This window comes from Campylobacter sp. RM15925 (assembly GCF_012978775.1).
Classification (GTDB): domain Bacteria; phylum Campylobacterota; class Campylobacteria; order Campylobacterales; family Campylobacteraceae; genus Campylobacter_A; species Campylobacter_A canis.
On record NZ_LIWP01000017.1, the window covers coordinates 1 to 14,551 of the forward strand.

The 14,551-nt window shown below is 38.4% G+C and carries 18 protein-coding genes; 14 read left to right on the forward strand and 4 right to left on the reverse strand.

What is annotated here, in order from left to right; genetic code table 11:
- Positions 1–1,332: TonB-dependent receptor (locus CDOM15925_RS08890; RefSeq protein ID WP_169943060.1), on the forward strand; the 1,332-nt coding region annotated here is incomplete at its 5' end.
- Between the two features lie 176 nt (positions 1,333–1,508).
- On the opposite strand, the gene CDOM15925_RS10175 is transcribed toward CDOM15925_RS08890, so the two are convergent.
- The 3 genes from CDOM15925_RS10175 to rpoD form a co-directional block, all read right to left on the reverse strand.
- On the reverse strand, positions 1,509–1,634 hold the full coding sequence (locus CDOM15925_RS10175; protein ID WP_283956683.1) for a hypothetical protein: 126 nt from the start codon (positions 1,632–1,634) through the stop codon (positions 1,509–1,511).
- A complete protein-coding gene (locus CDOM15925_RS08895) occupies positions 1,634–2,017 on the reverse strand; it encodes a hypothetical protein (protein WP_169943061.1) in 384 nt (127 codons plus the stop codon). The genes CDOM15925_RS10175 and CDOM15925_RS08895 overlap by 1 nt, the downstream gene beginning before the upstream one ends.
- A gap of 342 nt (positions 2,018–2,359) precedes the next feature.
- Positions 2,360–4,216 (reverse strand): RNA polymerase sigma factor RpoD, encoded by a 1,857-nt coding sequence (rpoD, locus tag CDOM15925_RS08900; protein WP_169943062.1) that lies wholly within the window; start codon positions 4,214–4,216, stop codon positions 2,360–2,362.
- Between the two features lie 138 nt (positions 4,217–4,354).
- On the opposite strand from rpoD, the gene CDOM15925_RS08905 reads away from it, so the two are divergent.
- From CDOM15925_RS08905 to CDOM15925_RS08930, 6 genes are all read left to right on the forward strand, one after another.
- Positions 4,355–5,167 carry a flagellar hook-basal body protein gene (locus CDOM15925_RS08905; protein ID WP_169943063.1) on the forward strand — a complete coding sequence of 271 codons (813 nt, stop codon included), beginning with the start codon at positions 4,355–4,357 and terminating at the stop codon, positions 5,165–5,167.
- Positions 5,168–5,288: 121 nt separating this feature from the next.
- Positions 5,289–6,077 carry a flagellar basal-body rod protein FlgG gene (flgG, locus tag CDOM15925_RS08910; RefSeq protein ID WP_169943064.1) on the forward strand — a complete coding sequence of 263 codons (789 nt, stop codon included), beginning with the start codon at positions 5,289–5,291 and terminating at the stop codon, positions 6,075–6,077.
- A 148-nt stretch (positions 6,078–6,225) separates the two neighbouring features.
- Positions 6,226–6,888, forward strand: a complete 663-nt coding sequence (locus CDOM15925_RS08915; RefSeq protein ID WP_169943065.1) for an AzlC family ABC transporter permease — start codon at positions 6,226–6,228, stop codon at positions 6,886–6,888.
- On the forward strand, positions 6,885–7,241 hold the full coding sequence (locus CDOM15925_RS08920) for a branched-chain amino acid transporter permease (protein WP_169943066.1): 357 nt from the start codon (positions 6,885–6,887) through the stop codon (positions 7,239–7,241). Before CDOM15925_RS08915 ends, CDOM15925_RS08920 begins: the two co-directional genes overlap by 4 nt.
- A 128-nt stretch (positions 7,242–7,369) precedes the next feature.
- Positions 7,370–8,416 carry a type II asparaginase gene (locus tag CDOM15925_RS08925; RefSeq protein WP_169943067.1) on the forward strand — a complete coding sequence of 349 codons (1,047 nt, stop codon included), beginning with the start codon at positions 7,370–7,372 and terminating at the stop codon, positions 8,414–8,416.
- Positions 8,417–8,521: 105 nt separating this feature from the next.
- On the forward strand, positions 8,522–9,118 hold the full coding sequence (locus CDOM15925_RS08930) for a LysE family translocator (protein WP_169943068.1): 597 nt from the start codon (positions 8,522–8,524) through the stop codon (positions 9,116–9,118).
- Here CDOM15925_RS08930 and CDOM15925_RS08935 read toward each other — a convergent pair.
- Positions 9,115–10,086, reverse strand: coding sequence for an SLAC1 anion channel family protein (locus CDOM15925_RS08935; protein ID WP_169943069.1), 972 nt, complete (start codon positions 10,084–10,086; stop codon positions 9,115–9,117). The two genes, CDOM15925_RS08930 and CDOM15925_RS08935, sit on opposite strands and share 4 nt — an antisense overlap.
- 80 nt (positions 10,087–10,166) lie before the next feature.
- On the opposite strand from CDOM15925_RS08935, the gene CDOM15925_RS08940 reads away from it, so the two are divergent.
- The 7 genes from CDOM15925_RS08940 to CDOM15925_RS08970 all read left to right on the forward strand — a co-directional run bounded on the left by CDOM15925_RS08940 (position 10,167) and on the right by CDOM15925_RS08970 (position 14,487).
- Positions 10,167–10,814 (forward strand): Crp/Fnr family transcriptional regulator, encoded by a 648-nt coding sequence (locus CDOM15925_RS08940; protein WP_169943070.1) that lies wholly within the window; start codon positions 10,167–10,169, stop codon positions 10,812–10,814.
- Positions 10,815–10,937: 123 nt separating this feature from the next.
- Entirely contained in the window at positions 10,938–11,114 is a 177-nt protein-coding gene (locus tag CDOM15925_RS08945) for a YgaP family membrane protein (RefSeq protein WP_169943071.1), read from the forward strand.
- A 147-nt stretch (positions 11,115–11,261) separates the two neighbouring features.
- On the forward strand, positions 11,262–11,753 hold the full coding sequence (locus CDOM15925_RS08950) for a 3-isopropylmalate dehydratase small subunit (RefSeq protein WP_169943072.1): 492 nt from the start codon (positions 11,262–11,264) through the stop codon (positions 11,751–11,753).
- Positions 11,753–12,820 carry a 3-isopropylmalate dehydrogenase gene (leuB, locus tag CDOM15925_RS08955; RefSeq protein WP_169943073.1) on the forward strand — a complete coding sequence of 356 codons (1,068 nt, stop codon included), beginning with the start codon at positions 11,753–11,755 and terminating at the stop codon, positions 12,818–12,820. The genes CDOM15925_RS08950 and leuB overlap by 1 nt, the downstream gene beginning before the upstream one ends.
- A complete protein-coding gene (locus CDOM15925_RS08960) occupies positions 12,820–13,065 on the forward strand; it encodes a hypothetical protein (RefSeq protein ID WP_169943074.1) in 246 nt (81 codons plus the stop codon). The genes leuB and CDOM15925_RS08960 overlap by 1 nt, the downstream gene beginning before the upstream one ends.
- Positions 13,062–13,370, forward strand: a complete 309-nt coding sequence (locus CDOM15925_RS10285; RefSeq protein ID WP_169943075.1) for a CiaD-like domain-containing protein — start codon at positions 13,062–13,064, stop codon at positions 13,368–13,370. The genes CDOM15925_RS08960 and CDOM15925_RS10285 overlap by 4 nt, the downstream gene beginning before the upstream one ends.
- Complete coding sequence (locus tag CDOM15925_RS08970) at positions 13,333–14,487, forward strand: tRNA nucleotidyltransferase/poly(A) polymerase-related protein (RefSeq protein ID WP_169943076.1); 1,155 nt, start codon at positions 13,333–13,335, stop codon at positions 14,485–14,487. The genes CDOM15925_RS10285 and CDOM15925_RS08970 overlap by 38 nt, the downstream gene beginning before the upstream one ends.
- Positions 14,488–14,551: the final 64 nt, after the last annotated feature.

A 14,551-nucleotide genomic window follows, 5' to 3' on the forward strand; every position in this document is an offset into this window, starting at 1 on the left:
AAGGATATATACGATAAGCTTGGGCTTGATTATAAAAAGGGCTTTGCGCATAGCGGCGATTTTGTCGAAGATAGACTTCATTTCTTTCGCACGGAATTAAATGCCGAACTGATAAATGATATGAACCTAAAATGGGTTTTTGGTTATAGGCAAGCCAGTCAAAATTTCGACCACTTTTACGACGGAACAATAGTAGGCGGCAACAAGATCAGGCAAAACTATGCAAAGCAACAGACCGATAACAACACTATCTCAAACTCGCTTACGCTAACAAAGGAGCTTGAATTTGAAAGAATTAAGCACAATATAGCGTTTGGATACGATCATAGCCTTGAAAAAAGAGCGCCAAAGCTTTGGTTTAGCAGAAGCCATACTGCAACAGTAGATCCTTATGCGCCTTCTAGCAGTTGGGCATCGCCAAGACTAGAAAAGCTTACTACCGACAATAGACACAAGGCTATAAATCACGGGGTATTTTTTGAAGATCTCATCAGCCTTGATGATAAATATAGGCTTTTAATCGGCGGAAGATTTGACTTTTATAAATTTAAAACAAGGGATATAAACGGCAAAACAAATAGCTATGACGGAAATTCGTTTAGCCCAAGAGTGGGTCTTTTGTGGGATTTTACCGATGATCATACCGCTTACGTTTCGTATTCGCAGAGCTTTGCTCCTTATGGCGGACGAGGAAATATAAATATAAGTACAAACGATATATCAACACTTGACACAAAGCCTCAAAACAATGTCCAATACGAAATCGGATTAAAGAGCAACTGGGCTGATAATAGATTTAGCTCAAATTTGGCGGTATTTCAAATAGAGCATAAAAACATACGTTATCAACCTGACGCCACCAACGACCCATACACTTGGGCTTTGCGCGGTAAAGAGCGAAGCAGAGGCGTAGAACTAAACGTGCTGGGGCAAATTTATGGGAATTTATACCTAAGAAGCTCCCTTGGCTATACGGATGCTAAAACTACCGAAGACAATTCAAACAAACTATACGAAGGGCTAAATTTAAACAACACCACTAAGCTGCAAGGTAACATCTTTCTTCGCTACGTAGAAGATAAGAAATGGTATGTGGAAAGTGGCGTTACGGGATATTCTAAGCGCTACAACTACACGGTTTCAAGTAGCAAAGTAGAGCAAAGCCACCTGCCGGGCTTTGCAAGAGTGGATCTAAGTGCAGGCTACAACTTTAATAAAAATGCTCAAATAACCCTAGCCATAAACAATCTTTTGGATAAAAAATATTGGCGTTCAAACGCAAGGCTGGGTGATGAGAGATCGTTTATGATAAATTTTCATTATAATTTTTAATTTATTGTAAGGCGAGAGTTTAGGCTCTTGCCTGACTAACTCTACTTGCTATACCGTGTAGCTATGAAGCGAAAGCGCTTGTGCGCAAATTTTATTATTTGAATTTGCTTTACTAAGTAAAACCGGCTTAAAATCATCGCTTTGTTTTTAAGCGACTTGCTTGCACCCTATCCGCGCTAAGCCTTAAGCGGGATTAAATTTATCTCCTCTACCTTAATCCAAGCAAATAGTAAGATAAAATTTAGCCCAAGCATTACGATACAGGCCGAGATATTCATATAAGCTTGCGCTTTTAGTTGCATTAATATAGCTTCGTTTGGATTTGGCATATATGTAAAAATATGAATACTGAGACGCCTATGCTTGCGATAATAAATATACACGAAGTGATAAATTTTTGATAGCTTCTTAGCGCGTTACTACCGCTTAAATTTGATATCATTTTTAGGGCTTTGTAGTAAAAATATATTGATATTATCACTGCGATAAGGCTAAAAATTTGCTTAAAACCGACTATTTTTTGGGTTGTTAATTGCGGTAGATTATTTGCAAAAAATAAAAACATAGCGCTTAATAAAGATGAAAAGCTCATTACCAAAGCGGCTATTATACCATTTTTTCTAGCACCTGCTAACATGTAAGATATTTCTTGCTGGTCTTTTTGCGTGGTTTTAAATTCTTGCATTTTTATCCTTTGTAAATTTGGCTTTGATTTTATATAAAACGTATTTAAATAAGATAAATTTCTCTGCATATTTTTTAAAGTTCTTTCAAGGTATAAGTGTGCTATCAAATTCTCTTTACTTGCTTGCCAAGCGATGCTTTGGATATTTTTTTAAATTACTTTTTAAAATTTAAGCAGATAAATTTTGCAACTCTTTTACGCTAAGAGATTGCGGGCATAAATTTGGCTTTTGCTCTTAGCATTTTTGGTATTTTTGGATTGAAATACGTAGGTTTATAAAATTAATTTTGGAGCGATTTATGAATTCGTGCGGGGCAAGCGGGTGAGGGCTAGCTAAATTTGTTAGCCCTCAATGTAGTTTTTAAGTTTGCGTCCTACTTTTGGATGTTTTAGTTTTTTAATAGCCGAACTTTCTATCTGTCGGACACGCTCGCGAGTTACGTTTAGCTCTTTGCCGATCTCTTCAAGAGTACGATCGCTTTCATCCTCAAGCAGACCAAATCTCATTCTTATAACCGCTTTTTCGCGCTCGTTAAGCTGATCAAGCACCTCATCTATCTGCTCTTTAAGGTCGTTTTTAAGTATATGATCTATAGGGCTTAGCGAGCTTCTATCTTCGACAAAATCGCCAAATTTACCGTCTTCTTCGTTACCGATCGGTGCTTCAAGGCTGATCGGTTCTTTTGTGATCTTGATAACCTGCTTAACCTTATCTACGCTTAAACCAACTTCTTTGGCGATGATGCTTACGTCAGGCTCTTTGCCTTCTTCTTGGAGGTATTTGCGGTTGATTTTGTTTATCCTGTTTATAGTCTCGATCATATGGATAGGTATGCGTATAGTGCGCGCCTGATCGGCTATCGCGCGGCTTATAGCTTGGCGTATCCACCATGTGGCGTAGGTTGAAAATTTATAGCCTTTTTTATACTCAAATTTATCAACCGCTTTCATAAGACCGATATTTCCCTCTTGGATGAGGTCTAAGAACGGCAAACCGCGATTTGTATAACGCTTGGCGATACTTACCACAAGACGCAGGTTTGACTTGGCCATTCTTGTTTTTGCCTCGTCTGAAATTTTCTTACCGCGTTTAATCTGCTCTAAAATTTCTTTTAGTTGCACAGGATCAAGGTCAAATCCCTGCTTGCTTGCCTCTTTTGTTTGAAATAGTTTTTTAATCTCTACATAAGTTGAAACCATCGTAGCCTCGGGCACGCGAGCTATAATGTCTTCTTTGCTAAGCTTTATGATATCTTTTAGGATACTTTTGTGATTTTTCTTAAGCTCGTCGCTAAACATAGGCAGTTTATACTCAAGTCTTTTAAGCTCTCTATCAAACTCATCATCACTCTTTAGAGCCGTTTCCATTGATTTTACGATCTCGCTTATAAGCTTGCTTGTAGGTCCTAGATCCATTAGCTTGTCTTTTAGAATTTTCTTTTTAAAGGCTAATGTCAGCTTTGCTAAAAGCTCATCTTCTTGCTCGACGTCGCTTTGTTTGTTAGCCATTTTCATCCAGTCTTTTTTGGCCTTTTCAAGGGCTTTGAAGCTCTCTATAACCTTTTCGGCTCTTTTGTCCTCTTTTTTAGAAGGTTTTTTTGAGGTTTCCTCTTCAAATTCCGCCTCTTCGTCAAATTCCTCCTCTTCTTCGTTTTCGCCGTTATCTTCATCATCAAAGCTCTTAAATAGCTCTTTGACTCTTCTTTCACGGTTTATGAGCGGCTCTTTGTAATCAAGTATGAAATCAATCAGATACGGCACGGAGCAAAAGGCATCGATGATGATATCCTCGCCAAGCTCGATCTTTTTGCTTATTTCTACCTCTTCGTCTTTTGTAAGTAGCGAAATTTGCCCCATCTCGCGTAGATACATACGCACGGGACTATCTGAGCGTGACCACTCAAGCAGATCATTTTCGCTGGCAAGGTCAAATTCGTCTTCCAAGATTTCATCCTGAAGCTTTTCACGCTCCTCTTTTCGCTTTTTAGCGTCCTCGATGTTTTTCATCTTAGCTATTTCAGCCGCTGTTATTAGTTTGATTTTGTGTGTTTTAGCTAGGGCTTCTACTTTTTTTGCGATCGCACTTGTAGGCGCCTTTTCAAAAAATTTGATAAGTTTTTCGTATGTTACGTAGCCTTTGGAATTCTCTTTAAATAACTCTTCAACGAGGGATAAAGTCTCTTTTTTTGCGCTGCTCATTAATTTCCTTTGCTATCCGTAGTCTTGTAAGTAAAAGGTATGTATTATACCGAGATTTTCTTAATCTTTGCCAAAATACAGTTTGGAACACAACTTGCTTAATCTTTTTTGAGATATTAAAATTTAGGAAATTTTATAATGCAAAACGGATATTATCAAGCTACCGGCGCGATGGTTACGCAGTTTAACCGCCTTGATGTCATCTCAAATAACCTTGCAAACATAAACACTATAGGCTTTAAGCGTGACGATGTGGTTGTGGGTGATTTTGAGAGAATTTTTCAGGAGTTTAGAGATGTTTTGCCGCTTGAAAATCACACAAAGCAATCTGCTAAATTTTTAAATAGAACTATCGATAGAGTGCCTCAAATTTCAGAACAATATGTTGATTTTAGTAATAATGGGATGAAATTTACGGGCAATACGCTTGACTTTGCCATAAAGCGTGAGGATATCTTTTTCTTGGTTGAAACTAAAACCGGAGAAGTTAGACTTACTAAAAACGGAGCTTTTAGCCTTGATGATGAGGGGTTTTTGGTTACAAAAGAGGGCTTTAAAGTGCTTCCGAATAACTATTTTGAAGGTGGAGCAGGCGGGATACAAATTCCGCAAGACGAGAGGCTCAGTGTGGATAAAAATGGAAATATCTACGCAAATGATGAGCAGATAGCAAGATTTTATCTGGCTCAGCCAAAAGAGATAAGAAATCTTACGAAAGAGGGCGATAATCTATACGTTTTGCCTAATTTAAAAGAGTTAAGAGATCTTGGCAATGATGTTGATGCCGTTGCTCAGGGTTATACTCAAATTTCAAACGTAAATGCCGTAACCGAGATGGTAGGGCTTATCGAGACGAACCGATTGGTTGATATGTATCAAAAAGTGATGAGAAGCCATATGGACGATCTTAACCAAGACGCCATCAGCAAGTTGGCTTCAACTAAGGTTTAAGATAAATTTAAGTGACTAATTCAAGGTGTAAATTTAAACCAGTAAATTTACATTATAATCAGTTTTTGGAACGTATTTTGCTAAGAAATTTTAAAATTATAAAAAGCAAAAAGGATAAGCCATGATGAGATCGATTTACTCAGCTGCAACCGGCATGAAAGCGCAGCAGACCCAAATAGACGTAACTTCGCACAATATCTCAAACGTAAATACGATGGGATATAAGAAAAATAGAGCCGAATTTGCCGATCTTATGTATCAGGTAATGGAGTATGCGGGCACTTCGACCAGCTCTACGACAAAAAGCCCTACAGGCATAGAGGTCGGTCTTGGCGTGCGCCCTACGGCGATAACTAAAATTTTCTCGCAAGGACATTTTAAAGAGACGAGTAACAACCTTGATATGGTTATCGCCGGGCATGGATTTTTTCAAGTGCAACTTCCTGACGGCACCACGGCTTATACCAGAAACGGTGCGTTTAAGCTTGATAGCGAAGGCACGATAGTAAATTCAGACGGATATCCTTTGATCCCGCAGATGAGCATACCTGCCGATGCTACGCATATCTCGGTAGGCACGGACGGTACGGTTTCGGTCTTGCAGCCTGGCAATGTCGAGATGACGCAGATCGGACAAATTGAGCTTGCAAATTTCATAAACCCTAGCGGACTTCACGCTATGGGCGATAACAACTACCTTCCTACAGGCTCAAGCGGCGATGTGGTCGTAGGAACGGCAGGGCTTGACGGCTTTGGACAGATCAAGCAAGGATTTGTCGAGATGAGTAACGTCCAGCTGGTTGAAGAGATGACAGATCTTATCACCGGTCAGCGTGCGTATGAAGCCAATTCAAAGGCGATAACGACAAGCGATGATATGCTTCAAATCGTAAATAATCTTAAGAGATAAGCCATGATATATCTTATCTTGATAATCGCGCTTATCCTTGGAATTTGGGTGTTTGATGCGATATATTTTGGCGAGAGTTCAAAAGGACTATAAAATTTAATAAAATTTGAGTAATATTCGCCTTAAATTTTAAATCGCAAGGCTAATATTGAGCTTTTATACCATTTTTAAGATCACAATTCCCGTTATGCTCGGTTTTATTCCGCTTGGTATAGCCTTTGGATTGCTTGCTGAAAATATAGGCGTAGCTCCTCTTATGACCATGGCTTTAAGCTTGATAGTATATGCCGGAGCAGGGCAATTTGCCTTGCTTTCGATGCTTAGTGCTGGCACGGGTTTGGTTGAAATTTTTATCGCAAGTTATGTTATAAATTTGCGTCATACTTTTTATTCACTCGCCCTTTTAAAGGACTTTAAGGGGCTTAAGTTTAAATACTACAACATCTTTGCCTTAACCGATGAAAGTTTTGCGATATTTAAGACGCTTAAGATAAATTCGCAAGAAGAAAAGGACAAAGCATACACGCTTATAAATTTGCTTACTCAAACTTACTGGGCGGTCGGCACTCTGCTTGGAATTTTAGTCGGCAAGGGTATTAGGATTGATTATAGCGGGATTGAATTTTGTCTAACGGCGCTTTTTATCGTCCTTGCTATCGAGATGTTTAAGGATGATAAAAACTACAAGCTTCTTTTCTTTTCGCTTGAACTGGGAGTGTTTGCAACCGCGTTTTTCCCGCCATCATATATGCTTTTGCTATCGCTTTTCATCGGATTTACGGTTATTGTCGTAGCAGATAGGGTCAAATGAGCGATATCTTAACTTCAGGCATAAATTTAAACTCAAGCCCGCTTGTTATGTTTTTGGTTGTGCTAACCGCTACGGTTGCGACGTTTTTAACCAGAGTTACGCCGTTTTGGGTATTTAAAAAGGACAAGCCAAGCAAGTGGCTTTTAAGCGTTGAGCGACATATGGGGCTTTTTATAATGGTTATTTTGGTTTTTTATGCCCTTAAGGATACCAATTTTAAGGAATTTCCTTTTGGTGGACGCGAGATCGTTTCTGCTGTTTGCGCTATATTAATTCATCTTAAATTTAAAAATGCGCTTTTAAGCATAGTTTTTTCAACGGCTCTTTATATGTTTCTTTTGAGAATTTGGTAGAAAAATTAAAAAATAATAAAAAAATAATATTAATTGACTTTATATAGTTTAAAGTGTATAATTCAAGCTGAAATTTCAAAATACAAGATCTTGTCGGTTTGAAACTTAAACTTCAAAGGAGATTTAATATGCGTTTTTCGTTAAAGGTGTTTATCGTGATGATTTTTAGTGCTACGATGGCTTTAGCAAAGCCTACGATTTATATTTTAGCAACAGGTGGAACGATCGCGGGAAGCGGATCTGGAGCGCTTGATACAAGCTATACTTCAGGAACCGTAACGGTTGATAAACTAATAGCCGCCGTACCTGACATCAACAAGATCGCAACGATCAAAGGAGAGCAAATTTCAAATATCGGCTCTCAAGAGATGAATAATGAGGTTTGGCTAAAGCTTGCAAATAGAGTAAATGAGCTGCTATCAAGCGGTAAAGCGGACGGCGTGGTTATCACACACGGAACCGATACCATGGAAGAGACTGCGTACTTTTTAAATTTAGTCGTTAAGAGCGATAAGCCTATAGTTATGGTTGGCGCTATGAGAAACTCAACATCGCTAAGCGCAGACGGTCCTTTGAATTTGTTTAACGCCGTAAATGTAGCTATGAGCAAAGATAGTGTAGGCAAAGGCGTGGTTGTGGTGATGAATGATGAAATTCACGCTGCTAGAGAGGTTACTAAGATGAATACGACAAGCGTTGATACCTTTAAATCGCCAAATACGGGTAGAATCGGAACCGTCTTTTACGGAAACGTAAAATACTACATGACTCCTGCTAGAAAACATACTGTAAATAGCGCTTTTGATATCGCTAAGATAAAAGAACTTCCACGCGTAGATATCATTTATAGCCACTCAAACGACAATCCTGATTTTGTAAATACCGCAGTTAAAATGGGTGCAAAAGGTATAATTAATGCCGGTATGGGCAACGGAAATCCATTCCCAAGTGCTCTTGAGGCTCTAGGTGAAGCAGTAAAAGGCGGCGTAGTCGTGGTTAGAGACTCTCGTGTAGGCACAGGCGAGACTACTATGAACGGCGAAGTTGATGACACTAAATACGGATTCGTAACAAGCGATAATCTAAACGTTCAAAAGGCTCGCGTGCTACTTATGCTAGGTCTTGCGACAACTAACGATAAAGCGAAAATTCAAGAATTTTTCCTTACTCATTAAGTTTTAATAGGCGGCAAATTCAGTGTCGCCTATTAAATTTTTATCTTAAATTTATCCTTTTTCTTTTAAAATTCAAAATTAATTTTTTAAATTAAGGCATTTTGCTTGAACTATCTTCTTTTTGTCGCCACATTTTTTCCTATAAGCTTAATGCCGGGCATAAATATGACTTTTATCTTAGGGCTTAGCATGAGCATAGGCTATAAGCGCTCTTTTGCTATGCTGCTTGGACAGCTATTTTCGGTCGGATTTATAGCCTCTATTTGTATATTTGGCGCAGGAGCTTTGCTTCTTAAATTTGAAGCGGCATTTAGAATTTTAAAATTTTGCAGTGCGCTTTATATCATCTATCTTGGCGTTATGCTCTTTTTTAGTCGCGGCAAACTAAGCGTTAAAAGCGTAAAAAACGATAAAAACCACAAAGAGCTATTTATCAAAGGGCTCATAGTAAGCATATCAAACCCGAAGGCTTGGATATTTTTAGCTGCTATTTTACCGCCGTTTTTAAACCCGAACGACCCTTTTGGCATAGAGGCTTATTTGCTTTTGTTTCTGCTGGTTCTCATCGAGTTTATCTGCCTAAATATCTACGCTCTTGGCGGAAGCATGCTTAAAAAATTACTTATAAACCACTTACGCGCACTTGAGACAGCGACCGCTTCTTTGATGTGTATGGTGGGCGTTTGGATGCTTAGCATCTAGGGCTGTTCGATCACGCAAATTTCATTTTTAATAATCGCTCTTATCGTAAAATAGCTTACTAAACATATGAAAAAGACAAGCAAGATAAATAAAATCACACTTAAAATCGCAAAAAACAGCTCGCCGCTTAGCTCGTAAGCTCTTAAAAACGCCATGCTAGAAGCTGCGGTAGGGAAGGTAAATGCCCACCATGATAGGAAGAATTTTAACTTTGTGAAATTACGAAACATAAAAAGTATAAGAAGCACGAAAAATAGTGTTAAATTTAATAAAATTTGAGCCGTCGTATCGAAATTGCCCGTAAGTTTCAAGTAGCCTAAAAATCCTACCGCAGGCGGAGCTATGAGTATAAAAAGAGTAGGGATAAATTTCTGCGCGAGCTGATCGTGAAAGATAATGCGATAAAAAACGATAGTAAATAAAACTACCCAAAAAAACATTCCCACGCTAAAGTAATACCACAAAAATAAGCTAGACTCTTTGCTTGCAATAACCACTACGAGGTTGCCGACTATTGGGATGAACCAAGCAGGATTTGAGTGGGTTATGAGCATGTTTTTATTTATCCAAAACGAAACCACGTAAAGCGTTAAAAAGCTTTGAATCGCAAGTGCAAAATAAAATAAAATTTGATGCAAAAGATCAAATTCACGCCACATCGCAGATAGCAAAAATAGCGAAATACTAAATGCCGCAAAGAAATTTATCTTGATGGGATGGGCAAATTCTTCTCTAACCTGCTCGTTAAATTTTATAAATTTAACCGCATAAATAGTAGTGATAATGATAAAAACCAAACTCGTTATAGATCTTAAAATTTCAAATACGAAATTTGATAGGCTAAAGACCAAATTTAGCTTCTCATAAGCAAGACTTAGCCCTCCAAGCCCCATAATAACGGCAAAAAACATAATCGGAAAGTTCTTTATCTTGTTCATTGCGTCGCTTTTGTTTTGAAATTCGCTCATAAAAATCCTTTTAATTTATTTTTATGCAATATTACCTATAATGGCTCTATTTCTCAGTGACGTTGTCACAAAGGATTGTTATGCTAAGCAAAGAAGATAAGAAAATTTTAGATGATGAATTTATAAACAGGTTTGAAATTTCTCCCACAGATGCTAAGAAAATTTATGAAAGTGCAGTTACAAAGAGGCTGAAAAAGGGAGCTTTGATATATAGCAAAGATGAAAACTGCGGTTACATCATAGTAAAAAGCGGTGTTTTAAGGGCATTTATAACCTCTCAAAATCTCAAAGAGATAACGATATTTAAGCTTGAAAGCGGCGATAATTGCGTTATTTGTTCATCTTGCAACATGAGTTCTTTTGATACCGAGATAACGCTTAGCATACAAGAAGATGTCGAGGCGATACTTATACCGATTCAAATTTTTAAAGATATTAAAAGCAGCTATGCAAGCGTGCTAAATCATGCTCTTAGTCTGATTTCTGCTAGGTTTGCCGCTGCCATAAGCGTTATGGAGCAAGCTCTCTTTGCGCCTCTTGTAAGTAGGGTTAAAAATTTTTTAATGGAAAATTCTAAAAACGGCGAAATAGCCATCACTCACGAAGAGCTTGCAAATCACCTTGGAAGCGCGCGTGAAGCCGTTTCAAGGATATTAAAAGAGATGGAAAAAAGCAAAGCGATATCTCAAAAAAGAGGCAAAATTTATCTGCTTGATAGCACTCTTTAAATTTGTTTTTAAAGGCAAATTTATCTTTATGATTTATTTATAGATTAAAATTAAGTGATAATGTTACAGATAAAAAATTTGTTTTTAGCTATCATTCTAAGAAACTAAAACAAAGGACATAAAATGCTAAGCACTAAAAGCAGGGCTATAAGAGTGATTTTTGGAATTTTGTTAATGGCTTTGATATGGTATTTTTTTAAAAGCTACTGGGCTTTGATAGGGCTTGTGCCTATCATCGTAGGGCTTACGGGATTTTGCCCGGCATGTTATTTTATGGGCAAGTGCTCCATAAAAAGATAAATTTGCTTATCCTTTCTTATTCAAGGCTTTAAAGGCGATTTTTAGATTGCTTTTAAAGCTCTTTTGTTCGGTATTCTTAATTATATTTGATGAATTATTTAGCTTTATTTTGTTAAAATCAGACAAAATTTAACGATAAGGTTTGATATGAAACAAGGTAAAGTTTGGAAATTTGGCGACAATATAGATACCGATATCATCATCGCCGCACGCTATCTAAACACCTCTGACGAAAATGAACTTGCAAAGCACATAATGGAAGATGCCGATCCTAAATTTAGCTCTAAAATTTCAAGCGGCGACATTATAGTGGCGGGCGAAAATTTCGGTTGCGGAAGCAGTAGAGAGCATGCTCCTTTGGCTCTTAAGGCAGCAGGCATAGGAGCTATAGTAGCAAAATCTTATGCGAGAATTTTTTATAGAAATAGCTTTAATACGGGTCTTTTGATACTAGAGATAAGCGAGACTGACGAGATAAACGAGGGCGATGAGCTTAAAATCGACGTTGATAGCGGCGTGATAGTAAATTTAAGCACTAAAAAAGAGTATAAATTTAGCCCGATACCCGAATTTATGCAAGAGCTTTTAAAAAGCGGCGGACTTATCGAATATGCAAAGAAAAATTTACAAGGAAAATGATGAAGAGATATAATATTGCGGTAATTAAAGGCGACGGGATAGGTCCTGAGATAGTAGATGAAGCTGTAAGGGTTCTTGATGTGGTTAGTGCAAAGCACGGATTTGAGCTTAATTATGAGTTTTTCTTAATGGGCGGAGCCGCGATTGATGTTTTTAAAGAGCCACTTCCTGATGTTACACTGCAAGGTGCGCTAAATAGCGATGCGGTACTTTTTGGAGCGATAGGCGGAGATAAATGGGATAATATGCCTCGCCATTTGCGACCTGAAAGCGGACTTTTAAAGCTTAGAAAAGAGCTAGGGGCTTACGCAAATTTGCGTCCTGCATTTGTATTTGACGAGCTTGTGGATGCCAGCACCCTTAAGCCAAGCGTGCTTCAAAATGTGGATTTTATAGTAGTTCGCGAGCTAACGGGAGGAATTTACTTCGGCGAGCCTCGCGAGAAGAAAGACGGTAGCGCTTTTAACACTATGATATATACAAAGCCTGAAATTGAGCGCATAGCAAAGGTTGCCTTTGAAGCGGCGATGAGTCGCAAGAAACACGTCTGTATGGTTGATAAGGCAAACGTACTTGAGACCAGTCAGCTTTGGCGCGAAACGGTTGCCGAAGTTGCCAAGAGCTATCCTGAGGTGAAGCTTGATTTTATGTATGTGGATAATGCGGCTATGCAGATGGTAAGAAACCCGCGCCAATTTGACGTGATACTTACTGAAAATTTATTCGGTGATATATTAAGCGATGAGGCAAGCATGGTAGTAGGCTCGATAGGATTGCTTCCAAGTGCGAGCATAGGCGGCAAGGTAGGCATTTACGAGCCTATCCATGGATCGGCTCCCGATATCGCGGGGCAGGGCATAGCAAATCCTATCGCTACGATATTAAGCGCCGCAATGCTGCTTAGATATTCATTTGGCGAAGAAGAGGCTGCAAAAGATATAGAAAATGCCGTACAAAAAGCACTTGCAGAGGGCTATAGGACAAAAGATATAGCCGAATTTGGCGCTAAAGAGGTCTGCTCTACAAGCGAAATGGGCGGAATTATAGTTGATTTTATAGACGCATGATGAAAAATACGATAACCGAAGCTTTGATATATGAGGCTCAGGGGCTTAAAGATGACGCGCTTTTGGTTTATAGAAACATTCTTAAAGCAAGCCCTGATAATAAGGATGCCCTAAACGCCATCAAGCGTCTTAGCGGTCTTAGAAAACGCGATAAGAGCGTAAATGAACAGATGCGGGATTTTTTTATAAACATGAAAACAAGCGAAGAGATAAATGAATTTAAAAGGTGGCTGATTAAGATATGAAACTTGAAGATATTGCAAAAATGGCTATCGACGAGGTTGCCGCAGAGCTTGAAAACGCTAAAGAGCATGAGCTAAAAGAGCCTGCAGGGCAACCTATAATCATAGAAGAGAGTAAAATTAACGGCGAGATAAACGGTGAAGAGATATTTTTACGCAATCTCAAAGAGCGAATTTTAGTGCTTTTTGAAGGACTAAATGCAACCGGTAGGGAAAATTTAGAAGACAGACTTGAACTTACGCTAAAATTTTTGGAATTTGTGCTTGCAAATGTCGAAAATAGGCTCGAAAATCTCCAAACTAAATGAACTAAATAGAGTGCGAGATATACTCTCGCCTCATACCAATCGCGCATATCTGGTAGGCGGAGTTGTGCGCGATATACTTCTTAGCGAGCTTAGAGCTACCTGCTTAAAAGCGAAATTTAAACCCGAAAAAACAGACTTTGATATAGAAATTTATGACATTGAGCCTGCTAAATTTGATTCTTTGATGAATGAAAACGGTGCAAGCGGAGTTGGGAAAAGCTACTTTGTCTATAAATTTGAAAATTTTGATCTATCCTTGCCTCGCACCGAAAGTAAAGTAGGCGATGGGCACAAGGCGTTTGAAGTAAGTTACTGTAATGACGAAAAGCAGGCTTCAAAGCGCAGGGATTTTACTATAAACTCCATGATGATAAACATCTTTAGCGGCGAAATTTTAGACTTTAACGGCGGGATGAGCGATCTTAAAAAGAGTGTTTTAAGGCATATTGATGATGAGAAATTTTGCGAAGATAGTCTTAGAGTTTTAAGGGCTGTGCAGTTTAGCGCTAGGCTAAATTTTATGGTTGCGCCAAAGACCTTAAAACTCATGAAAACGCTTAGCATAGACGATCTTAGCAAGGATAGGATATCAGCCGAGCTAATGAAGCTTTTTAGAGCCAAATTTCAAGATGTGGGAGCTAGATATCTATATAAGCTTGAGCTTTTTAAAGCTCTTTTTGGATTGAATTTAAGCCGCAATCAGGCTGATAAATTTATCAAAAAGCTAGCAAGCGCTATCAAATTTCAAAAAGACGAGCGTGAGTTTTTGTATCTGCTTGCAGGTATGTTTGGGTTAAAAGAGCAAATTTTAAAGGAATTAAATTTGCCAAATAGCTTTAAGGCTTGCTTTACTCAGCCGTTTTTTAGCCACAGAGTAAGCGATAAGGAGCTTTTGGAAATTTCTCTTAAAATGCCACTTAAAGAGTGGCTTGGTCTAAATTCGGCCAGTCTTGTAAAAAGAGCCAAGAAATTTGGCGTATATGATAAGAAATTTGATGCCAAAATAGACTCTGCGGCCGTTATAAAAGAGGGCTTTAAAAACGAGCAGATCGCGGCTGAAATTTTAAGGCGCCAAAGGCTAGCCATAGATGAATTTTTAAAAGATTTCGCTCTCTAAATTTTTAAAATAAACCTCCATTTAATAGATATAAAAGCGCAATTTAGCTAAAATCAGAGCTTAT